General features: G+C 61.4%; 21 protein-coding genes. 10 read left to right on the plus strand and 11 right to left on the minus strand.

All coding sequences use genetic code 11. From position 1 onward, the window contains the following. Position 1 precedes the first annotated feature (1 nt). From HX793_RS00735 to HX793_RS00765, 7 genes are all read right to left on the minus strand, one after another. Entirely contained in the window at positions 2-883 is an 882-nt protein-coding gene (locus HX793_RS00735) for a branched-chain amino acid ABC transporter permease (RefSeq protein ID WP_016977456.1), read from the minus strand. Next, positions 883-1,653, minus strand: coding sequence for an ABC transporter ATP-binding protein (locus HX793_RS00740; RefSeq protein ID WP_033901330.1), 771 nt, complete (start codon positions 1,651-1,653; stop codon positions 883-885). The genes HX793_RS00735 and HX793_RS00740 overlap by 1 nt, the downstream gene beginning before the upstream one ends. Beyond that, positions 1,650-2,552 (minus strand): AMP-binding protein, encoded by a 903-nt coding sequence (locus HX793_RS00745; protein ID WP_177095430.1) that lies wholly within the window; start codon positions 2,550-2,552, stop codon positions 1,650-1,652. Before HX793_RS00745 ends, HX793_RS00740 begins: the two co-directional genes overlap by 4 nt. 184 nt (positions 2,553-2,736) lie before the next feature. Beyond that, positions 2,737-4,116, minus strand: a complete 1,380-nt coding sequence (locus tag HX793_RS00750; RefSeq protein WP_177050673.1) for an LLM class flavin-dependent oxidoreductase — start codon at positions 4,114-4,116, stop codon at positions 2,737-2,739. Next, a complete protein-coding gene (locus HX793_RS00755) occupies positions 4,116-4,442 on the minus strand; it encodes an acyl-CoA dehydrogenase (RefSeq protein WP_177002838.1) in 327 nt (108 codons plus the stop codon). The genes HX793_RS00750 and HX793_RS00755 overlap by 1 nt, the downstream gene beginning before the upstream one ends. 9 nt (positions 4,443-4,451) lie before the next feature. Next, positions 4,452-5,648: an SfnB family sulfur acquisition oxidoreductase gene (locus tag HX793_RS00760; RefSeq protein ID WP_177050675.1), complete on the minus strand. Its 1,197-nt coding sequence runs from the start codon at positions 5,646-5,648 to the stop codon at positions 4,452-4,454. 154 nt (positions 5,649-5,802) lie between these two features. Beyond that, a complete protein-coding gene (locus HX793_RS00765; protein WP_124528991.1) occupies positions 5,803-6,366 on the minus strand; it encodes a helix-turn-helix domain-containing protein in 564 nt (187 codons plus the stop codon). 92 nt (positions 6,367-6,458) lie between these two features. Here HX793_RS00765 and HX793_RS00770 point away from each other — a divergent pair, with 92 nt between their 5' ends. The 7 genes from HX793_RS00770 to HX793_RS00800 all read left to right on the plus strand — a co-directional run bounded on the left by HX793_RS00770 (position 6,459) and on the right by HX793_RS00800 (position 13,601). Further along, the gene (locus tag HX793_RS00770; RefSeq protein WP_177050677.1) at positions 6,459-7,403 is read left to right on the plus strand and encodes a DMT family transporter; all 945 of its coding nucleotides are present in this window, start codon (positions 6,459-6,461) and stop codon (positions 7,401-7,403) included. Between the two features lie 158 nt (positions 7,404-7,561). Next, on the plus strand, positions 7,562-10,483 hold the full coding sequence (locus tag HX793_RS00775; protein WP_177050679.1) for a monovalent cation/H+ antiporter subunit A: 2,922 nt from the start codon (positions 7,562-7,564) through the stop codon (positions 10,481-10,483). After that, a complete protein-coding gene (locus HX793_RS00780) occupies positions 10,483-10,827 on the plus strand; it encodes a Na+/H+ antiporter subunit C (protein ID WP_003192163.1) in 345 nt (114 codons plus the stop codon). Before HX793_RS00775 ends, HX793_RS00780 begins: the two co-directional genes overlap by 1 nt. Then, the gene (locus HX793_RS00785) at positions 10,824-12,506 is read left to right on the plus strand and encodes a monovalent cation/H+ antiporter subunit D (RefSeq protein ID WP_177095432.1); all 1,683 of its coding nucleotides are present in this window, start codon (positions 10,824-10,826) and stop codon (positions 12,504-12,506) included. Before HX793_RS00780 ends, HX793_RS00785 begins: the two co-directional genes overlap by 4 nt. After that, on the plus strand, positions 12,503-12,991 hold the full coding sequence (locus HX793_RS00790) for a Na+/H+ antiporter subunit E (RefSeq protein ID WP_016977445.1): 489 nt from the start codon (positions 12,503-12,505) through the stop codon (positions 12,989-12,991). The genes HX793_RS00785 and HX793_RS00790 overlap by 4 nt, the downstream gene beginning before the upstream one ends. Continuing rightward, a complete protein-coding gene (locus tag HX793_RS00795; protein ID WP_003211751.1) occupies positions 12,988-13,266 on the plus strand; it encodes a K+/H+ antiporter subunit F in 279 nt (92 codons plus the stop codon). Before HX793_RS00790 ends, HX793_RS00795 begins: the two co-directional genes overlap by 4 nt. Continuing rightward, positions 13,263-13,601: a Na+/H+ antiporter subunit G gene (locus tag HX793_RS00800; protein WP_016977444.1), complete on the plus strand. Its 339-nt coding sequence runs from the start codon at positions 13,263-13,265 to the stop codon at positions 13,599-13,601. Before HX793_RS00795 ends, HX793_RS00800 begins: the two co-directional genes overlap by 4 nt. 125 nt (positions 13,602-13,726) lie before the next feature. Here HX793_RS00800 and HX793_RS00805 read toward each other — a convergent pair whose 3' ends face one another. Together HX793_RS00805 and lepB are read right to left on the minus strand one after the other, a co-directional pair. Next, the gene (locus HX793_RS00805; protein ID WP_177050683.1) at positions 13,727-14,185 is read right to left on the minus strand and encodes an HIT family protein; all 459 of its coding nucleotides are present in this window, start codon (positions 14,183-14,185) and stop codon (positions 13,727-13,729) included. A gap of 50 nt (positions 14,186-14,235) precedes the next feature. Then, positions 14,236-14,904 (minus strand): signal peptidase I, encoded by a 669-nt coding sequence (gene lepB / locus HX793_RS00810; protein WP_177050685.1) that lies wholly within the window; start codon positions 14,902-14,904, stop codon positions 14,236-14,238. A 112-nt stretch (positions 14,905-15,016) separates the two neighbouring features. On the opposite strand from lepB, the gene HX793_RS00815 reads away from it, so the two are divergent. Beyond that, positions 15,017-15,568, plus strand: coding sequence for a dihydrofolate reductase family protein (locus HX793_RS00815; protein ID WP_177050687.1), 552 nt, complete (start codon positions 15,017-15,019; stop codon positions 15,566-15,568). Positions 15,569-15,635: 67 nt separating this feature from the next. Here the strand turns inward: HX793_RS00815 and cysS are convergent, their stop codons facing one another. Continuing rightward, positions 15,636-17,024 carry a cysteine--tRNA ligase gene (gene cysS / locus HX793_RS00820; RefSeq protein WP_016977440.1) on the minus strand — a complete coding sequence of 463 codons (1,389 nt, stop codon included), beginning with the start codon at positions 17,022-17,024 and terminating at the stop codon, positions 15,636-15,638. 18 nt (positions 17,025-17,042) lie between these two features. Then, positions 17,043-18,743, minus strand: coding sequence for a glutamine--tRNA ligase/YqeY domain fusion protein (locus HX793_RS00825; protein WP_177002828.1), 1,701 nt, complete (start codon positions 18,741-18,743; stop codon positions 17,043-17,045). 248 nt (positions 18,744-18,991) lie between these two features. Between HX793_RS00825 and HX793_RS00830 the strand changes: the two genes are divergently transcribed. Together HX793_RS00830 and lpxH are read left to right on the plus strand one after the other, a co-directional pair. Next, positions 18,992-19,495, plus strand: a complete 504-nt coding sequence (locus tag HX793_RS00830) for a peptidylprolyl isomerase (RefSeq protein ID WP_010209496.1) — start codon at positions 18,992-18,994, stop codon at positions 19,493-19,495. Further along, complete coding sequence (gene lpxH, locus HX793_RS00835; RefSeq protein WP_177050692.1) at positions 19,492-20,241, plus strand: UDP-2,3-diacylglucosamine diphosphatase; 750 nt, start codon at positions 19,492-19,494, stop codon at positions 20,239-20,241. The genes HX793_RS00830 and lpxH overlap by 4 nt, the downstream gene beginning before the upstream one ends. Positions 20,242-20,383 lie beyond the last annotated feature (142 nt).

The following is a 20,383-nucleotide window of genomic DNA, read 5'->3' on the forward strand; positions in this document are numbered from 1 at the left end:
TTCAGACTCGCTCGATGGCGCGCTCGCCGAACAGGCCGGCGGGACGGATATACAGGAAGGCCAGGGCCAGTACGTAGGCGAACCACGGCGTGATGCCGCCGCCGATCAAGGGGCCGATATACACCTCGGCCAGGTTCTCCGCCGCGCCGACGATCAACCCGCCGACAATCGCCCCGCCAATCGAGGTAAAGCCGCCGATGATCAGCACCGGCAAGGCCTTGAGCACCACCAGCGACAACGAAAACTGCACCCCTTGGCGCGCACCCCACAGCAGCCCCGCCACCAGCCCGACAATCCCGGCCACCGCCCAGACGATCTGCCAGATACGGTTGAGGTTGATGCCAATGGACAGCGCCGCCGTGGTGTCATCCGCCACCGCGCGCAGCGACACACCGATGCGGGTCTTGTTGAACAGCAGCGCCAGCACCGTCACCAGCACCACTGCAGCGGCCGCGGCGATCAGGTCGAATTGACTGAGCATCAGCGGGCCGACGAACAGCGGCACGTCGTCGATGCCCAAGTCCAATGCCCGCACTTGCGACCCCATCAAACCTTGGGCCAGGCCTTCGATAATGAATGACAGGCCCAACGTGGCCATGAACAACGTGATCTGCGAGCGGTTCACCAGCGGCCGCAACACCAGGCGCTCAATCAGCATGGCGCCGACGATCATCACGATCACGGTCAAGAGCAGCGCCAGGGCAAACGGCACGCCTTGATCATGCAGGCTGACGAAGGTCAGCGCGGCGAACAACAGCATCGAGCCCTGGGCAAAGTTGAACACGCCACTGGCCTTGTAGATCAGCACGAAACCGATGGCGACCAGCGAATACATAGTGCCAGCGAGCAGGCCGCCAAGCAGGGTTTCAAAGAAAAACGTCATCAGTGCACCACTCCCAGGTAGGCCGCGATCACCTCGGGATTGGCCTGCACTTCGGCGGGCGTGCCGTCGCCGACCTTGCGCCCGTAATCGAGCACCACCACGTGGTCGGACAGCCCCATGACCACGCCCATGTCGTGTTCGATCAACACCACGGTGGTGCCGAGGTCGCGGTTCACGTCGGCGACGAAGCGCGCCATTTCCTGTTTTTCCTCGGCGTTCATGCCGGCCATGGGTTCGTCGAGCAGCAACAGGCTAGGGCCGGCGATCAATGCCCTCCCTAGCTCGACGCGCTTTTGCAGGCCGTAGGACAGGTTGCCCACCAGCACATCACGCTGAGCTTGCAACTCAAGAAATTCGAGAATGCCCTGGGCACGCAGGCGGAACGCTTCGGCTTCCCGGCGTGCGCGGGGTAAGCCCAGGGCCTGTTCGATAAAGCTGCTGCGCAGATGCCGCGACAGGCCGGTGAGGATGTTGTCGAGCACGCTCATCTTCTTGAACAGCGCGTTGTTCTGGAAGGTGCGACCAATGCCCCGGCGCGCGGCGCCCAATGGGTCAATGCGGTGGAAGTGCTGGTCTTCGAACACGATCTCGCCGGCATCGAAGCGATACACGCCATTGAGTACGTTGAGCAACGAGCTTTTGCCGGCACCGTTAGGACCGATCAGCGCGCAGATCTCGCCGCGCGCCACCTCGAAGGACAAGGCATTGATCGCCTTGACGCCCTTGAACGACAGCGAAATATCCCGCACCTGGAGAATGGCTTGGCTCATGCGATGTCCCGTTTGAATTCCGCCAGCCACACCGGCGACGGGGTGGATTTGAGGGGTTGCCAGATATAAGCCAGGCGCTGAAAGCCGAGCAGCTTGCGCACACGGTTTTTCAACAGGCGGCGCAGGCCGCTTTGCGGGTGGGCGATGGCCCAGTCGCACAGGCGCCGACGCCAGGTGCCATGGGGTGCCAGGCGGCTTTCAATTTCGTCGGCCAGGTGCTGCAAACGTGCGGGCGATAACAGCAGGCCGGTGGGCGCCACTTCACTGCGATCACGCCGAGCCGAGGCCAGGCTTTCCGGAAAGGCCAGGCCATGGCCGCTGTTCAGCCATTGCTCCAACACCACCGCCAGGCCGCCCTGCCAGCGGGTGCCCTCTTCGCTCCACAACGCGGTTTCGCCGCTGGGTTGCCACCAACGTACGAGGTGCTGCGCCGGGTCGATCGGGCCGAGCAACTGGGCAAAATCCAGCAGGTTGGCCGATTGCCAATGCCGCACTTGCTGGCGGTCCTGGGTGTAAGAGTGGGTGGGACGGATGCGCCACAGGTGTTGTTGCAGTGCGTCGACCTCAAGGTCGTCAGCCAGGGTCAGGACCTGCCCACCGATGGAATGAGCAGCCAGCACCAACAGCAACAGGTTCGGCTCGAACGCCCCGCTGAGGGCCACGCGCGATTGCTCGTCAAAGCCCTGCTGACGCAAGCCATCGGCCAGACGCTCCACATCCCGCAAGGCGTCGATCCAGCGCCATGCATGCCACTGGCCCTGGCGTTTGTGGCGCAAGGCGGTGTGCAGCGGCGTGATCTGTGCCCAGTGGTGCAGTTGTTCCAGCGCCTTGGGCAGGTTGCCGAGCAGTTCGGCGGGCCATTCCAGGGCCAGTGGACGTTTGAGTTCGTGCACGCTCATAGGGGTAATGCTCCTATTGGGGGGGGTGTGCGTGCGGTGGTCCGCTGGCCAAGGTGGATCAAACAATGAAGATCAAATGTGGGAGCTGGCTTGCCTGCGATGACGGTGTATCAGTCACTTATCAGCCAACTGACCTACCGCTATCGCAGGCAAGCCAGCTCCCACATTGACCGAGGCGTTTCAGTTAGAGGCTGGTGGCCTTGAGGTCGCGGTAACCGGCGCCGGGGTGATTGGCGCCCAACCGTGCACCGTCACCAAACAACTTCTCACGCAGCGTGCCCTGGGCGTATTCGGTCTTGTACACCCCGCGTTTCTGCAACTCCGGCACCAGCAGGTCCACGGCGTCGATGAAGGTTTCGTGGGTCAGCGCATAGGCCAGGTTGAAGCCGTCTACGTCGGTTTCCTCGACCCACTCTTGCAACAGGTCCGCCACGGTTTCCGGGCCGCCTACAAACAGCGGGCCAAAGCCGCCGATGCCGACCCAATCGGCCAGCTCGTTGGGCGTCCAGACCTTGTTCGGGTCGGCCGTAGAGAAGGCTTCCACCGCCGATTGAATGGCGTTGGTGTGCACATGCTTGAGGGGTTCGTCGGGTTTGAATTGGCTGAAGTCGATGCCGGTCCAGCCGGAGATCAACGCCATAGCACCCTCATAGCTGACGTAGGATTTGTACTCGTCGAACTTGGCCTTGGCCTTGGCGTCGGTCTCACCGACGATCACGGTCTGCAGGTTGAAGATCAGGATTTTCTTCGGGTCGCGCCCTGCCTCGGCGGCACGCCGGCGGATGTCAGCAACCGTTTTTTTCAGCAGCACCTTGGACGGTGCGGCGACGAACACACACTCGGCCTGCTCGGCGGCGAACTGTTTGCCTCGGCTGGACGCGCCGGCCTGGTAAAGCACCGGCGTACGTTGCGGCGAGGGTTCACACAGGTGAATACCGGGCACCTGGAAGTGTTTGCCGACATGGCGGATCTCGTGGATCTTGCTCGGGTCGCTGAAAATCCGGCGCTCGCGGTCACGCAGCACCGCGCCCTCCTCCCAGCTGCCTTCCCAGAGTTTGTAGCAAACCTCCAGGTATTCCTCGGCGTAGTCGTAGCGCGCATCGTGTTCGGTCTGGGCTTTTTGGCCGAGGTTCTTGGCGCCACTCTCCAGATAGGACGTGACGATATTCCAGCCAATGCGGCCCTTGGTCAGGTGGTCCAGGGTCGAGAGGCGACGAGCGAACGGATACGGATGTTCGAACGACAACGAAGCCGTCAGGCCGAAACCAAGGTGTTCGGTGACCAAGGCCATCGGCGCGATCAGCGACAGCGGATCGTTAACTGGCACCTGCGCCGCCTGGCGAATCGCCGCGTCGCCGTTGCCGTTGTACACGTCATAAATGCCCAGCACGTCGGCGATGAACAGGCCGTCGAACTTGCCGCGCTCAAGGATCTTGGCGAGGTCAGTCCAGTATTCCAGGTCCTTGTACTGCCACGAACGATCACGCGGGTGCGCCCACAGGCCGGGCGATTGGTGGCCGACACAGTTCATGTCGAAGGCATTCAAGCGGATTTCACGGGACATCAAAGCACTCCGTTGAGGTGGTAGTTGCCGACAATCTGGTATTTCCAGCGCAGCGGGTCGTCAAGGGTCGACGGCAGTGCGGTGCGTTGGCCGGTCAGTTCGAATTCGGCATTGCTCGCGGCAATCAAGGCTTCGGCGGCGGCGATCTGCGCTTCGGTGGCGGCCACCGGGCTTGGGTGGGTTTCAGCGCGTTCCAGCAAGGCGGCGGCCACGTCGACGCGGATCTGCAGATCGCCGAAGCGGCTGATCACATAGGGGTCATCGCTTGTCTCGACATGGCGGCGGGTGCTGTCCAACAGTTGGCGCGCAAGGCTCAGTGCGGTCATGGTTAATCCTCAGTTCCAGGCGTGGCGCGCGGGCTTCACGCCGTTGAGCACGAAATTACCGATCAGGTGGTATTTCCAGCGGGCCGGATCGTGCAGGGTGTGGGTGCGCGCGTTGCGCCAGAAGCGGTCAAGGTTGTGTTTGCCGGTGACCGAGCGGGTGCCGGCCAGTTCGAAGAGCTTGCTGCTGGCGAGCAAGGCGGTTTCGGCCGACAGCACTTTGGCCTGGGCAACCACCAAGGAGGCCTGGGCCACGCTGTCTTCACTTGGCTCGGCGAGCGCACGGTCCACCGCCAGGCCGGCCTTGGCGAGGATGGCTTCGGTGCCGTGCACGCGCCATTCCAGGTCGCCGATGGCGGCGATGGTGAACGGGTCCTGCCAGCCGTGATCCTGCTGGCTGTCGATCCACGGCCGCGCCTGGCGTGCGTAGATCTTGGCCTGTTCAAGGGCGCCCAGGGCGATGCCGGTGTCGACGGCTGCCTGGATGATCTGTGAAATCGGGCCGTTGGCGGTGGGTTGATCGAAGGCCTGGTGAGCGGGGATCACCGCGCTGAGGGGCACGGTTACGCCGTCAAGGGTCACGCCGCCGCTGGCGGTGGTGCGCTGGCCGAAGCCGTCCCAGCTGTCGATCACACTCAGGCCCTGAGCATCGCGTTCGATGAAGGCGATGAACGCCTGGTCTTTTTCGTTATTGCCGACGGTGGGCACGATATGGGCGAACAATGCGCCGGTGCAGTAGAACTTCTCGCCGTTGATTTGCGCGCTGTCGCCGTGGAAGCGGATCTGCGTGTCGAAGGTGCCGGCGTTCTTGCTCTTGGCTTCGGAGAAGGCATTGCCGAAGCGATAGCCTTGCAGGACTTTGCCGAAGTAGTACTGCTTTTGTGCCTCCGTGGCCGTTTGCAGCAGGATGTCCACCACGCCCAGATGGTTCTGTGGGATCTGCCCCAGTGACGGGTCGGCGGCGGAGATCAGTTTGATCACCTCGGCCACTGTCACATACGACACCTCGGCACCGCCATAAGCCTTGGGAATGGTGATGCCCCACAAGCCGCTGGCCGAGAACTCGTCGAGTTCGGCCACCGGCAGGCGACGCTCACGGTCGCGCGCGCTGGCGTCGACGGCAAACCGTGCAGCCAGGCGCGTGGCGACCTCGATGGCTTCCGCGTCCGAGCGGATGATATGGGCAGGGTGTTGAGGGTGGGCTGACATGGGCCGACTCCAGGCTCCGAGGGGATACTGGAGTGATTGCAGGAGTCGTGCCTGAATTTAATCGCCAATAAAATCATTGGGTTGCCGGTTATTCATCGCAACAGGGCGCGTTTCAAACCAGCAAAGTGTCCATCCACTGTTGCCGGGCGAACAGTTAGATCACCACATTGCGCACAAACCGCACAGACACATCGCCGTCATTGCGATAGCCATGCACGTGTCGGCTGGCGAACATATAAAACTCGCCTGCGGCGACGTGCTTTTCTTCCTCGCCCACCAGCAGGGTGAGGCAACCTTCGAACACAAACAGTTGCACGCTCCAGCCTTCCGGATCGGGATCGGGGCTGTAGCGATCGCCCGGCTCCAGTTGCATCTCCCACAATTCGACCTCACGCCGCGCCGTGGCTTTGGCCAGCAACACCGCCTTGCTGCCGGGGATTTCACCGGCCCAGGCCAGCTCATTGATGCGGCTGTGGTCGGGGGCATCCGGCGCCTGGATCAGGTCGCTGAAGGCCACGTCCAACGCTTCGGCCACACGGTCGAGGGTGGACAGGCTGACGTTCTTTTCCCCCGCCTCGATGGCCACCAGCATGCGCCGGCTGACCCCGGATTTTTCCGAGAGCGCCGTCTGGCTCAAGTCGGCAGCATGGCGCAGGCGACGAACGTTCTGGCTGACGTGCTGCAGGACCGAGGCCCGTTGTGGATTTTCTTTGTGCACTATATTGCTCAATGGGTGGGTGTGCGCAGTATACTGCCCAGCGTGCGGCGCATTGTGCGGTCCGTGCCTTTCCCTTGCAAGACCGAGCCGCCATGACCACCGCGAACGTCTCCCCTCGTTTCAACCGTTTCAGCAAAGCCGAATGCATCCTGGTGGTGATCACCATGATCTGGGGCGGCACCTTTTTGCTGGTGCAACACGCGATGACCGTCAGCGGGCCGATGTTTTTCGTGGGCCTGCGATTTGCGGCGGCGGCGATTGTGGTTGGCTTCTTTTCCTTGCGCACGTTGCGTGACCTGACGCTGTTCGAATTGAAGGCCGGGGTATTTATCGGCGTGGCGATCATGTTTGGCTACGGCCTGCAAACCATTGGCTTGCAGACGATCCTGAGCAGCCAGTCGGCGTTTATCACGGCGTTATATGTGCCGTTCGTGCCGTTGCTGCAATGGCTGGTGCTGGGACGCCGTCCAGGCTTGATGCCGAGCATTGGCATCATGCTGGCGTTTACCGGCTTGATGCTGCTGACCGGGCCGGCGGGCGCTTCGCTGAATTTCAGCCCCGGCGAAATCGCCACCTTGATCGGTGCCGTCGCGATTGCAGCGGAGATCATCCTGATCAGCGCATTTGCCGGCCAGGTGGATGTGCGCCGGGTGACCGTGGTGCAACTGGCCACGGCCTCGTTGCTGTCGTTCCTGATGGTGGTGCCGATGGGCGAGGCGTTGCCGGGATTTTCGTGGTTGCTGCTGTTCAGTGCAGTCGGCCTGGGTTTGACCAGTGCGGTCATACAAGTGGCAATGAACTGGGCGCAGCAGAGTGTCTCGCCTACCCGAGCCACGTTGATTTATGCCGGTGAGCCGGTGTGGGCAGGCGTGGTGGGACGGATCGCCGGGGAACGCTTCCCTCCGATTGCGATGCTGGGCGCAGCGTTGATTGTGGCGGCGGTGATTGTCAGTGAGATGAAGACCAAGGCCCAGAAGGCAGCCGCATCCACAGGTAGGAGCGAGCTTGCTCGCGAAGAACCTGAGAACACTGTGTGAATCCAGGAGGCCCGCGTTACCGTTGACGATTTTCGCGAGCAAGCTCGCTCCTACAAGGGTTTTCAGCTTAGCTTGTAGGATCCTGCCACATCTTGCCGTTTGGTGATCGAGAAAGCGGCACGTATGATGCATCCCAAACTCCCGCAGATTAGAAGCCTATGTCCCTGATAGTTCTACTGCTTCTGCCGTTCGCTGGCAGCTGTCTGGCGGCCTTGCTGCCGCACAATGCACGTAACACCGAATCCCTGCTGGCCGGCCTTGTGGCCCTGGTCGGCACCATTCAAGTCGCCCTGCTCTACCCCCAGATCGCCCACGGTGGCGTGATCCGCGAAGAATTCATGTGGTTGCCCAGCCTCGGGCTGAACTTCGTGTTGCGCATGGATGGGTTTGCCTGGCTGTTCTCGATGCTGGTGCTGGGCATCGGCACGCTGGTGTCGTTGTATGCGCGCTATTACATGTCGCCGGACGACCCGGTGCCGCGCTTCTTTGCGTTTTTCCTGGCGTTCATGGGCGCCATGCTCGGGCTGGTGATCTCCGGCAACCTGGTCCAGATCGTGTTCTTCTGGGAACTGACCAGCCTGTTCTCGTTCCTGCTGATCGGTTATTGGCACCACCGCGCCGATGCACGGCGTGGTGCCTATATGGCGCTGATGGTGACCGGTGCGGGCGGCTTGTGCCTGCTGGCGGGCGTGATGTTGCTGGGGCATATCGTCGGCAGCTATGACCTCGACCAGGTGCTGGCGGCGGGCGATCAGATTCGCGCGCATGCGCTATACCCGGTCATGCTGGCCCTGGTGCTGATCGGCGCCTTGAGCAAAAGCGCGCAGTTCCCGTTCCACTTCTGGCTGCCTCACGCAATGGCAGCGCCCACGCCGGTGTCGGCGTACCTTCATTCGGCAACGATGGTGAAGGCCGGCGTGTTCCTGCTGGCCCGCCTGTGGCCGTCGCTGTCCGGCAGCGAAGAATGGTTCTATATCGTCGGCGGTGCCGGCGCGATTACCCTGCTTCTCGGCGCTTACTGCGCGATCTTTCAGAACGACCTCAAGGGCCTGCTGGCCTATTCCACCATCAGCCACCTCGGCTTGATCACCTTATTGCTGGGCCTCAACAGCCCACTGGCCGCCGTCGCGGCCGTGTTCCACATCCTCAACCACGCCACCTTCAAGGCCTCGCTGTTCATGGCCGCAGGCATCATTGACCACGAAAGTGGCACCCGTGACATTCGCAAGCTCAGTGGCCTGATCCGCTTGATCCCGTTTACCGCAACCCTGGCGATGGTTGCCAGTGCATCCATGGCTGGCGTGCCGTTGCTCAACGGCTTCCTGTCCAAGGAAATGTTCTTCGCCGAAACCGTGTTCATCTCCTCCACTGCCTGGGTGGAATTTGCCCTGCCGGTGATCGCGACGGTCGCCGGCACGTTCAGCGTGGTCTATGCACTGCGCTTCACCATTGATGTGTTCTTCGGCCCCACCGCCACCAACCTGCCACACACGCCCCACGAACCGCCGCGCTGGATGCGTGCGCCGGTCGAGCTGCTGGTGTTCACCTGCCTGCTGGTGGGGATTTTCCCGGCCCAGGTGGTAGGTTCGATCCTCGCCGCTGCCGCGTTGCCTGTTGTCGGTGGCGTGCTGCCGGAGTACAGCCTGGCCATTTGGCATGGTTGGAACGCACCGATGATCATGAGCCTGGTGGCCATGTCTGCCGGCGTGGTGCTCTATCTGTTGCTGCGTAAGCAACTCAAGCGCGGGCGCTTCAAGTACCCGCCCGTGATCAGCTACTTCAATGGCAAGCGCGGCTTCGAGCGCTGCCTGGTGGTGTTGATGCGTGGCACACGCAAGATCGAGAAGCTCATCAGCACCAAACGCCTGCAAACCCAGCTGTTCCTGCTGGTGCTGGCGGCGGTCATCGCCGGTTTGATCCCGATGCTGCACAGCAGCCTCAGTTGGGGCGACCGGCCGAAGATCCCGGGCTCCATCGTGTTCGTCACCCTGTGGCTGCTGGCGATTGCCTGCGCCCTGGGCGCCGCCTGGCAAGCCAAGTACCACCGGCTGGCGGCCCTGACCATGGTCAGCGTGTGCGGCCTGATGACCTGCGTGACCTTTGTATGGTTCTCGGCGCCAGACCTGGCGCTGACCCAACTGGTGGTCGAAGTGGTGACCACGGTGCTGATCCTGCTGGGCCTGCGCTGGCTGCCACGGCGGATCGAGGAAGTGTCGCCACTGCCGAGTTCATTGCGCAAGGCGCGGATTCGCCGTCTGCGCGACTTCTTGCTGTCGACCGTAGTGGGTGGCGGCATGGCGCTGCTGTCCTACGCAATGCTGACGCGCCAGACGCCCAACGATATTTCCTCGTTCTACTTAAGCCGCGCCCTGCCCGAAGGTGGCGGCAGCAATGTGGTTAACGTGATGCTGGTGGACTTCCGGGGCTTCGATACCCTGGGTGAAATCACCGTGCTCGGCGCCGTGGCGCTGACGGTGTACGCCCTGTTGCGGCGCTTCCGTCCGTCCAAGGAAAGCATGCAACTCCCCGCGCAACAGCGCCAGTTGGCGCCGGACGTGGCCACCGACCTGGTCAACCCACGCCAGGCCAGCGACACCGCCCTGGGTTTCATGATGGTACCGGCGGTGCTGGTGCGCCTGCTGCTGCCGATTGCGCTGGTGGTGTCGTTCTACCTGTTCATGCGCGGCCACAACCAACCGGGCGGCGGCTTTGTCGCCGGCCTGGTGATGTCGGTGGCGTTTATCCTGCAATACATGGTCGCCGGCACGCAGTGGGTCGAGGCGCAGATGAGCCTGCGGCCGATGCGCTGGATGGGCTTCGGCCTGTTCTCGGCGACGCTGACCGGCCTCGGTGCATTGTTTGCCGGGTATCCATTCCTCACTACCCACACCTGGCATTTCAGCCTGCCGCTGCTCGGCGACATCCATATCGCCAGCGCCCTGTTCTTCGACGTCGGCGTGTACGCCATGGTCGTCGGCTCGACGCTGCTGATGCTCACTGCCCTCGGTCACCAGTCCGTGCGGGCCCATAAACCGAGCAACCAGGCCAAAGTGGTTGCCGCAACGGAAGGAGCCGCCTGATGGAAGAAGTCATCGCAATTGCCATTGGGGTCCTGGCGGCCTCCGGCGTCTGGTTGATCCTGCGACCACGAACGTTCCAGGTGGTGATGGGCCTGTGCCTGTTGTCGTACGGGGTCAATCTGTTCATTTTCAGCATGGGCAGCCTGTTTATCGGCAAGGAGCCGATCATCAAGGACGGCGTGCCGCAAGACCTGCTCAACTACACCGATCCCCTGCCCCAGGCGCTGGTGCTGACGGCCATCGTGATCAGCTTCGCCATGACCGCCTTGTTCCTGGTAGTGCTGCTGGCCTCCCGCGGTCTGACCGGTACGGACCATGTGGACGGCCGGGAGCCCAAGGAATGACGTGGATGAATCAAATGATCGTCGCGCCGATCCTGCTGCCGTTGCTGACGGCCGCATTGATGCTGATGCTCGGCGAGAAGCACCGCCCGCTCAAGGCGCGCATCAACCTGTTCTCCAGCATGATCGGCCTGGGCATTGCTGTTTTGCTGCTGTACTGGACGCAAAAAGGCGGCCCCGGTTCGATCGGCGTGTACCTGCCGGGCAACTGGCAAGTGCCGTTTGGCATTGTGCTGGTGGTGGATCAGTTGTCGGCGCTGATGCTGGTGCTCACCGGCATCATCGGCGTGAGCGCGCTGCTGTTCGCCATGGCCCGCTGGGACCGGGCGGGCACTAGTTTCCACGCGCTGTTCCAGGTGCAGATGATGGGGTTGTACGGCGCGTTCCTCACCGCCGACCTGTTCAACCTGTTCGTGTTCTTCGAGGTGCTGCTGGCGGCGTCCTATGGCTTGATGCTGCACGGCTCGGGACGAGCGCGGGTGTCGGCAGGGCTGCATTACATTGCGATCAACCTGTTGGCGTCGTCGTTGTTTTTGATTGGCGCGGCGATGATCTACGGGGTGACTGGCACGCTGAACTTCGCTGACCTGGCGTTGAAGATCCCGCTGGTGCCGGAGGCGGATCGTGGCCTGTTGCACGCCGGTGCGGCGATCCTGGCGACGGCGTTCCTGGCCAAAGCCGGCATGTGGCCACTGAACTTCTGGCTGGCGCCCGCCTATTCTTCGGCGAGTGCGCCGGTGGCGGCGATGTTTGCGATCATGACCAAGGTCGGCGTGTACACGGTGCTGCGCCTGTGGACTCTACTGTTCTCCGGCCAGGCCGGCGCGTCGGCGCTGTTTGGCGGGGACTGGCTGGTGTATGGCGGCATGGCGACCATCATCTGCGCCGGGTTGGCGATGGTGGCGGCGCAGCGATTGGAGCGCATGGCCAGCTTGAGCATTCTGGTGTCGGCGGGGATCCTGTTGTCAGCCGTCGGTTTCGCCCAGCCAAGCCTGACGGCGGGGGCGCTGTTCTATCTGGTCAGCTCGACGCTGGCGTTGAGTGCGCTGTTCCTGCTGGCCGAACTGATCGAGCGTTCGCGCTCGGCCAATGACCTGCCGCTGGACGAAGAGATCGATGCGCTGCCTAAAGCCATGGAGTCCTTGCACCCACGTCCCGGCGTCAACCTCGATGATGAACAGCAGGCCGTGGTCGGCCAGGTGATTCCCTGGACCATGGCCTTCCTGGGACTGAGCTTTATCGCCTGCGCCCTGCTGATCATCGGCATGCCGCCGCTTTCCGGGTTTATCGGCAAGCTCAGCCTGTTGAGTGCACTGGTCAATCCGCTGGGCCTGGGCGTCAGTGTTGACGCGCCGATCCGCCCGGCGGCCTGGGGCTTGGTGGCGTTGTTGATCCTCTCGGGCCTGGCCTCGTTGATCGCCTTCGCCCGCCTCGGCATCCAGCGCTTCTGGACCCCGGAAGAGCGCCCTTCGCCGCTGCTGCGTCGCTACGAGTGCCTGCCGATCTTCTTCCTGCTGGGCTTGAGCATTCTGCTGACCTTCAAGGCCGAGCCACTGATGCGTTACACCCAGGACACGGCCGTCAGCCTGAACAACCCGGAACACTACGTGATGGCGGTGATGGCCACGCGCCCGGTGCCGAGCCCTGAAGCCAAAGCCGCCGCGCTGGAGGTGCAGCCATGAAACGCCTGTTCCCTGCCCCGTGGTTGTCGCTGGCGTTGTGGCTGTTGTGGCTGGTGCTCAACCTGTCCGTGAGCCCCGGCAACCTGCTGCTGGGTGCGCTGCTGGGCTTTCTGGCGCCACTGATGATGGCGCCGCTGCGGCCCCTGCCCATCCGCATCCGTCGTCCTGGCGTGATTATTCGCCTGTTCTTCCTGGTAGGCCGCGATGTGATCGTCTCCAACCTGCAAGTGGCCTGGGGCGTATTGACCTGCGGCTCCCGCCCGCCACGCTCACGCTTCATCAAAATCCCCTTGGACCTGCGCGATCCGAACGGCCTGGCTGCGCTGTCGATGATTACGACCGTGGTGCCTGGCACCATCTGGTCGGAACTGGCGCTGGACCGCAGCGTCCTGCTCTTGCACGTGTTTGATCTTGAGGATGAAGCGCCGTTTATCGAGCATTTCAAGACCGCCTACGAACGGCCCCTGATGGAGATCTTCGAATGAGCGCCCTGCTCTCCAATGCGATCCTGTTCAGCCTGTTCCTGTTCTCGCTGGCGATGGTGCTGACCCTGGTCCGCCTGTTCAAAGGCCCGTCGGCCCAGGACCGGGTACTGGCGCTGGACTACCTGTACATCCTGGCGATGCTGATGATGCTGGTGCTGGGCATTCGCTACGCCAGTGACACCTACTTTGAAGCGGCGCTGCTGATTGCGCTGTTCGGCTTCGTGGGCTCGTTTGCCCTGGCCAAATTCCTGCTGCGTGGGGAGGTGATTGAATGATGCCGTTATGGATGGAAGTCGTCGTGGCCGTGCTGCTGGTGTTGAGCAGTGTGTTTGCATTGATTGGCGCGATTGGCTTGCTAAGGATGAAGGACTTCTTCCAGCGCATGCACCCGCCGGCATTGGCTTCGACGTTGGGGGCATGGTGTGTGGCGCTGGCGTCGATCATCTACTTTTCGGTGCTCAAGTCCGGGCCGGTGTTGCACGGGTGGTTGATTCCGATCTTGTTGTCGATCACTGTGCCGGTGACCACGTTGCTGCTGGCGCGTACGGCGTTGTTCCGTAAGCGCATGGCCGGTGACGATGTGCCTGCCGAGGTCAGCAGCCGCCGCTGATTTCTCAAGTGGGCAGCGTAAAAATGTGGGAGCTGGCTTGCCTGCGATTGCGGTGGCTCAGTCAACATCTTCGGTGACTGACGCTCCCTCATCGCAGGCAAGCCAGCTCCCACATTGGTTTTGCGCTAGGCGAAGGATCGGATTCTAACCGCCAGCTCTGCCAACTCAGCATCATCCGCCCGCCCATGATCATGGGACGAAATATAGCCTTCATACGCCTCGAAGAACTTATCCACCTTCGAGCTCAACGGCTTGAAGGCACTGTCCGCCCCCGTCCCATGCATGGGAAACAACTTCGCATGCAAATGATCCACCCCATACCCCTCCAGCATCATCCCCGTGCGCGCCACATCGGGAAACGCACGGTCAATCTGCAGCGCAGTCTTCTTCGCCGCCACAACCAGCCCGGCCAACACCTCATCCGACTGCGCAAACGCATAGCTGCCGTAATGCTGCTTGGGGATCACCACGCTGAAACCGGGGGTGTTAGGGAAGATCGAGAGAAACGCCATATGCTGGTCGTCTTCCCACAAGATGTGTGCCGGGGAAGTCTTTTGAACGATGCGGCAGAAAATGCAATCCATTTGAATCTCCGTCAGTGGATCCGGGTGTCCTTTAACTGGCAGAAATTCTATTACAAAATCGACGCGCCAAACCTGCGAAACCGTGGCATCCAATCATCCAGAATCTGCGCTGAAGCCAGCACATGATGCGCCCGTCCGATTAACAGCCGGCGCGGCACAAAACCGATATACCGGGAGTCATCGCTGTTATCGCGGTTGTCCCCCAGCATGAAGTAACTGTCAGCCGGCACAGTGACCGGGCCAAAACTGCGCAACGCCCGTACCGTCGGCATAAACTGCACCGTGCGCTGACGGTTGGCCGCCAGCTCGTTCAGCTTGATCCCCGGTACCGTATGACCCGGCACTATGGGCTCGCTGATGTCCTGCGCGTCACTGTAGGTGGCAGGCACACCGTTGACCCACAGCACCTCGTCTTTCATCTCCAAAGTGTCACCGGGAATGCCGACGATGCGCTTGATCAGGCGTATGCCATCCTTGGGAGACGAGAACGTCACTACATCGCCGCGCCGGGGTTTGTCGAGCTGGGCCAGGGAAATGTCCGTAAGCGGCACCTTGAGGTCATAGGCCACGCGGTTGACCAGCACCACATCACCCTCCAGCAAGGTCGGACGCATGGAGCCGGAGGGAATCGGATTCCAATCGGCCAGGGAGGTACGGAAAACGCCGAAGCACACCCAGAACATGATTGCGTAACGGTAACGGATCAACCAACTTCGCATACATCCTCGCACGACAGACAGGGGCATCAGGGCAATTTCTTAGAAGCTCGGTTGTTGCAGGTCAGGATTAAATTATCATTAGCGTCCAAGCGCACAAAAAGGAGTTTTCGCCATGGATATGAAATGCTCAGTCTTTATCGCGGCCAGCCTCGACGGCTATATTGCCCGCCCGGACGGTGATATCGACTGGTTGCACCGGCCGGAGTATGAAACCGCTGAGCTGAAGGGCGTGACCTATGAAAGCTTCATCGCCACCGTGGACGCGCTGGTGATGGGCCGCAAAACCCTGGAGAAAGTGCTGTCCTTTCCGGAATGGCCCTATGAGGGTACGCCGGTCATTGTCCTGTCTCACCAGCAACTGGAAATCCCGGCGCATCTGGAAGGCAAGGTTGAGGTCATGGCGGGAGACGTGACCACATTGGTGGCGACGTTAGCCGAGCGCGGCATGCGGCATCTGTATATCGACGGTGGGCAGACGATTCAGGCGTTTCTTGATGCAGGTCTGATCAATGAGCTGATCATTACCCGTATCCCGGTTTTGCTGGGGCAAGGTATTCCACTGTTCAGCCAAATTGGCAGTGAGCATGAGCTGCGCCATGTCGGAACCTACGTGTCAGACAATGGGTTTGTTCAGAGCAGGTATGAGGTGGGTAGTAAGCATTGAGGCCAAGCCCGCGTCCAAAAAAAACGCCCCGAACCAGTCGGGGCGTTTTTCATTCAGCGTTTACCGATCAAACCTGATCAGCCAACCGCCACGTCGTCCCACCCTTCCCGTCTTCCAACACCACACCCATCGCGGTCAGTTGGTCGCGGATGCGGTCGGATTCCGCCCAGTCTTTGTTAGCCCGAGCAGCCAGACGCGCCTGAATCAACGCATCAACCTCAGCAGCATCCACACGCCCTTCGGCGCCGGCTTGCAGGAAGTCCTCAGGCTTCATTTGCAGAACCCCAAGCACGCTGGCCAGTTCTTTCAAGCGCGCCGCCAGACCCGCCGCCGCGTCAAGATCGCTCTCACGCAGACGGTTGATCTCGCGCACCATTTCGAACAGCACGGCGCAGGCTTCCGGGGTGCCGAAGTCGTCGTTCATCACCTGGGTGAAGCGCTCAACGAACGCTTCACCGCCAGCTGGGGCGACAACCGGCAAGCCTTTCAACGCGTGGTAGAACCGCTCCAGGGCGCCCTTGGCGTCCTTGAGGTTGTCTTCCGAGTAGTTGATGGCGCTGCGGTAGTGGCTCGACACCAGCAGGTAACGCACAACCTCAGGATGGTACTTTTCCAGCACGTCGCGAATGGTGAAGAAGTTGTTCAAGGACTTGGACATCTTCTCGCCATTGATGCGGATCATGCCGCAGTGCATCCAGGCGTTGGCGTAGGTCTTGCCGGTGGCGGCTTCGCTCTGGGCGATTTCGTTTTCGTGGTGCGGGAACTCAAGGTCGCTGCCGCCGCCATGAATGTCGAAGGTCTCGCCCAGGCAGCAGGTGGACATCACCGAGCACTCAATGTGCCAGCCCGGACGCCCCGCGCCCCATGGCGATTCCCAGCTCGGCTCGCCCGGCTTGGTGGCTTTCCACAGCACGAAGTCGAGCGGATCCTGCTTGGCTTCGTCGACTTCGATACGCGCACCGATGCGCAGGTCTTCGATTTTCTTGCGCGACAGCTTGCCGTAGCCCATGAACTTGGCGACGCGGTAGTACACGTCACCATTGCCTGGGGCGTAGGCGTAACCCTTGTCGATCAGGGTCTGGATCATCGCGTGCATGCCCGGGATGTGGTCCGTGGCACGCGGTTCCATGTCCGGCTTGAGGATGTTGAGGCGGGCCTCGTCCTCGTGCATTGCGGCGATCATGCGCTCGGTCAGCGCGTCGAACGACTCGCCGTTTTCGTTGGCGCGGTTGATGATCTTGTCGTCGATGTCGGTAATGTTGCGCACATACGTCAAGTCATAGCCGCTGAAACGCAACCAGCGGGTCACCAGGTCGAAGGCCACCATGCTGCGGCCGTGGCCGATGTGGCAATAGTCGTACACGGTCATGCCGCACACGTACATGCGCACCTTGTTGCCATCCAGCGGCTTGAAGACTTCTTTGGTCTTGCTGAGTGTGTTGTAGATCGTTAGCACAACGGCTTCCTTAGAGAATCACTGGCCCCACGAATCACGCAAGGTCACGGTACGGTTGAATACCGGAGCACCTGGTTTCGAGTCCTTGATATCCGCGCAGAAGTAACCTTCGCGCTCGAACTGGAAACGGTCTTCCGGCTGTGCTTCGCCCAACGAGGGTTCGGCACGACAACCAGTGAGTACTTGCAGGGAGTCAGGGTTGATGTTGTCGAGGAAGCTGGCGCTGTCTTCGGCCTTTTCCGGGTTCGGCGAGCGGAACAGGCGATCATACAGGCGCACTTCGCACTCGATGCTGGCGGCGGCTGGCACCCAGTGGATCACGCCCTTGACCTTGCGGCCTTCAGGGTTCTTGCCCAGGGTGTCCGGATCGTAGGAGCAACGCAGTTCGACGATGTTGCCATCGGCGTCCTTGATCGCTTCGTCGGCACGGATCACGTAGCTTCCGCGCAGGCGCACTTCGCCATTCGGCTCCAGGCGCTTGTAGCCCTTTGGCGGCTCTTCCATGAAGTCATCGCGGTCGATGTAGATTTCACGGGCGAACGGCAGCTTGCGCACGCCGAGTTCTTCTTTCTGCGGATGACGCGGCAGTTCGAGGTTGTCGACCTTGTCTTCCGGGTAGTTGGTGATCACGACTTTCAACGGACGCAGCACGCACATGGCGCGCGGAGCGTTGGCGTCGAGGTCCTGGCGGATGCTGAATTCGAGCATGCCGAAGTCGACCACGCCGTCGGAACGGTTGGTGCCGACCATGTCGCAGAAGTTGCGGATCGACGCCGGTGTGTAGCCACGGCGGCGGAAGCCCGACAGCGTGGACATGCGCGGGTCGTCCCAACCGTGGACGTGCTTCTCGTCCACCAGTTGCTTGAGCTTGCGCTTGCTGGTGATGGTGTAGTTCAGGTTCAGGCGGCTGAACTCGTACTGGCGCGGGTGCGCCGGCACTGGCAGGCTGTCCAGGAACCATTCGTACAGCGGACGATGGCTTTCGAACTCCAGGGTGCAGATGGAGTGGGTGATGCCTTCGATGGCGTCCGACTGACCGTGGGTGAAGTCGTAGTTCGGGTAGATGCACCACTTGTCACCGGTCTGGTGGTGATGGGCATGGCGGATGCGGTACATGATCGGGTCACGCAGGTTCATGTTCGGCGAGGCCATGTCGATCTTGGCCCGCAGCACGCGGGCGCCGTCCGGAAATTCACCGGCGCGCATGCGGGCGAACCAGTCCAGGTTCTCTTCCACCGAACGGTCGCGGAACGGGCTGTTCTTGCCCGGCTCGGTCAGGGTGCCACGGTATTCCTTGGCCTGTTCCGGGCTCAGGTCGTCGACATAGGCCTTGCCAGCCTTGATCAGTTCGACGGCCCAGTCGAACAGCTGGTCGAAGTATTTGGAGGCATAGCGCACTTCACCGGACCATTCGAAGCCCAGCCACTTGATGTCGCTTTCGATGGCGTCGATGTATTCCTGGTCTTCCTTGGCCGGGTTGGTGTCGTCGAAACGCAGGTGCGTGACGCCACCGAATTCCTGGGCCAGGCCGAAGTTCACACAGATCGACTTGGCGTGACCGATGTGCAGGTAGCCGTTGGGCTCTGGCGGGAAGCGGGTGACGATCTGCGTGTGCTTGCCCGAATCCAGGTCCGCCTGGATGATCGGGCGCAGGAAATTGACCGGGACGGCAGGTCCGGCCTTGGCATTCGAGGTAGGGTCGACAGTGGGCTTGCTCATAGGATCCTTGAACAGACAAGTACGTGGCCGGGCTAGGCCGACAAAACAAAGGCGATATCATAGCCGATGCTGTCAAGTACCTGACAGAGCGAGGCCAAAAACTGCTGCATTTATTGCACCGGCGGTAAAAAACCACCTCGAAATTCCTGCAGGGCACGCTAAACTGCGCGCCTTGGCCGCAGTTTCGCCATACCGGTCGTGGTGCCCAGGCACCCAAACCCACGAATTCCCTGAAAAGAGTAGTGAACATGACTCAAGTCAAACTGACCACCAACCACGGTGACATCGTCATCGAGCTGAACGCCGAGAAAGCGCCGATCACCGTCGCCAACTTCATCGAGTACGTGAACGCCGGCCACTACGAAAACACCGTTTTCCACCGTGTCATCGGCAACTTCATGATCCAGGGCGGCGGTTTCGAGCCTGGCATGAAAGAAAAGAAAGACAAGCGTCCAAGCATCCAGAACGAAGCGGACAACGGCCTCTCCAACGACAAGTACACCGTCGCCATGGCCCGTACCATGGAGCCGCATTCGGCCTCCGCGCAGTTCTTCATCAACGTCGCCGACAACGCCTTCCTGAACCACAGCGGCAAGAACGTGCAGGGTTGGGGCTACGCGGTATTCGGTAAAGTCACCGAAGGCCAGGACGTCGTTGACAAGATCAAAGGCGTGCAGACCACCGGTAAAGCCGGTCACCAGGACGTTCCGGTAGAAGACGTTATCGTCGAGAAAGCCGAGATCGTTGGGTGATATTGCTGATTTCAGATTTGCATCTGGAAGAGGAGCGCCCGGATATTACCCGGGCGTTTCTGGATCTGCTCCACACCCGCGCCCGTGGCGCCCAGGCGTTGTACATTCTGGGGGACTTCTTTGAAGCCTGGATTGGCGACGACGGCATGACCCCCTTCCAGCGTTCGATTGGCGAGGCTCTGCGTGAGCTGAGCGACAGCGGCACCCCGATTTTCATCATGCACGGCAACCGTGATTTCCTGATCGGCAAGGCGTTCTGCAAAGCCGCAGGCGCCACCTTGCTCAAGGACCCGAGTGTCGTGCAGCTCCATGGCGAGCCCGTGCTGTTGATGCACGGCGACAGCCTCTGTACCCGCGACGTCGGCTATATGAAGCTGCGGCGCATCCTGCGCAACCCGATTGTGCTGTTTATCCTGCGCCACCTTCCTTTGAGCACCCGCCACAAGTTGGCGCGCAAGCTGCGCAGCGAAAGCCGGGCGCAAACGCGCATGAAGGCTAACGATATTGTCGATGTGACGCCCGAGGAAGTGCCACGGGTGATGCAGCAGTTCGGCGTGCGCACCCTGGTCCACGGCCACACCCACCGCCCCGCCATTCATAAGTTGCAGATTGGTGACCAGGCGGCCAAGCGCATTGTGCTGGGGGATTGGGACAAGCAGGGCTGGGCGTTGCAGGTGGATGAGCAAGGGTTTCAGTTGGCGGCGTTTGATTTTGTGAACCCGCAGTTGGCGCTGCCTGGTGCCTGAACTTCCGCCCCGATCAAATGCGAACACAGATCAAAATGTGGGAGCTGGCTTGCCTGCGATAGCATCACCTCGGTACACCTGATTCACCGAAGCGCTTGCATCGCAGGCAAGCCAGCTCCCACACAAGCCAGCTCCCACATGG

It is taken from the genome of Pseudomonas reactans (genome assembly GCF_013387025.1).
Lineage (GTDB): Bacteria > Pseudomonadota > Gammaproteobacteria > Pseudomonadales > Pseudomonadaceae > Aquipseudomonas > Aquipseudomonas reactans.

Bases quoted from the DNA above. Each gene is read 5' to 3' on its own strand.
- HX793_RS00735 (WP_016977456.1), bottom strand. From the start codon at position 883: ATGACGTTTTTCTTTGAAACCCTGCTTGGCGGCCTGCTCGCTGGCACT.
- HX793_RS00740 (WP_033901330.1), bottom strand. From the start codon at position 1,653: ATGAGCCAAGCCATTCTCCAGGTGCGGGATATTTCGCTGTCGTTCAAG.
- HX793_RS00745 (WP_177095430.1), bottom strand. From the start codon at position 2,552: ATGAGCGTGCACGAACTCAAACGTCCACTGGCCCTGGAATGGCCCGCC.
- HX793_RS00750 (WP_177050673.1), bottom strand. From the start codon at position 4,116: ATGTCCCGTGAAATCCGCTTGAATGCCTTCGACATGAACTGTGTCGGC.
- HX793_RS00755 (WP_177002838.1), bottom strand. From the start codon at position 4,442: ATGACCGCACTGAGCCTTGCGCGCCAACTGTTGGACAGCACCCGCCGC.
- HX793_RS00760 (WP_177050675.1), bottom strand. From the start codon at position 5,648: ATGTCAGCCCACCCTCAACACCCTGCCCATATCATCCGCTCGGACGCG.
- HX793_RS00770 (WP_177050677.1), top strand. From the start codon at position 6,459: ATGACCACCGCGAACGTCTCCCCTCGTTTCAACCGTTTCAGCAAAGCC.
- HX793_RS00775 (WP_177050679.1), top strand. From the start codon at position 7,562: ATGTCCCTGATAGTTCTACTGCTTCTGCCGTTCGCTGGCAGCTGTCTG.
- HX793_RS00780 (WP_003192163.1), top strand. From the start codon at position 10,483: ATGGAAGAAGTCATCGCAATTGCCATTGGGGTCCTGGCGGCCTCCGGC.
- HX793_RS00785 (WP_177095432.1), top strand. From the start codon at position 10,824: ATGACGTGGATGAATCAAATGATCGTCGCGCCGATCCTGCTGCCGTTG.
- HX793_RS00790 (WP_016977445.1), top strand. From the start codon at position 12,503: ATGAAACGCCTGTTCCCTGCCCCGTGGTTGTCGCTGGCGTTGTGGCTG.
- HX793_RS00795 (WP_003211751.1), top strand. From the start codon at position 12,988: ATGAGCGCCCTGCTCTCCAATGCGATCCTGTTCAGCCTGTTCCTGTTC.
- HX793_RS00800 (WP_016977444.1), top strand. From the start codon at position 13,263: ATGATGCCGTTATGGATGGAAGTCGTCGTGGCCGTGCTGCTGGTGTTG.
- HX793_RS00805 (WP_177050683.1), bottom strand. From the start codon at position 14,185: ATGGATTGCATTTTCTGCCGCATCGTTCAAAAGACTTCCCCGGCACAC.
- lepB (WP_177050685.1), bottom strand. From the start codon at position 14,904: ATGCGAAGTTGGTTGATCCGTTACCGTTACGCAATCATGTTCTGGGTG.
- HX793_RS00815 (WP_177050687.1), top strand. From the start codon at position 15,017: ATGGATATGAAATGCTCAGTCTTTATCGCGGCCAGCCTCGACGGCTAT.
- HX793_RS00825 (WP_177002828.1), bottom strand. From the start codon at position 18,743: ATGAGCAAGCCCACTGTCGACCCTACCTCGAATGCCAAGGCCGGACCT.
- HX793_RS00830 (WP_010209496.1), top strand. From the start codon at position 18,992: ATGACTCAAGTCAAACTGACCACCAACCACGGTGACATCGTCATCGAG.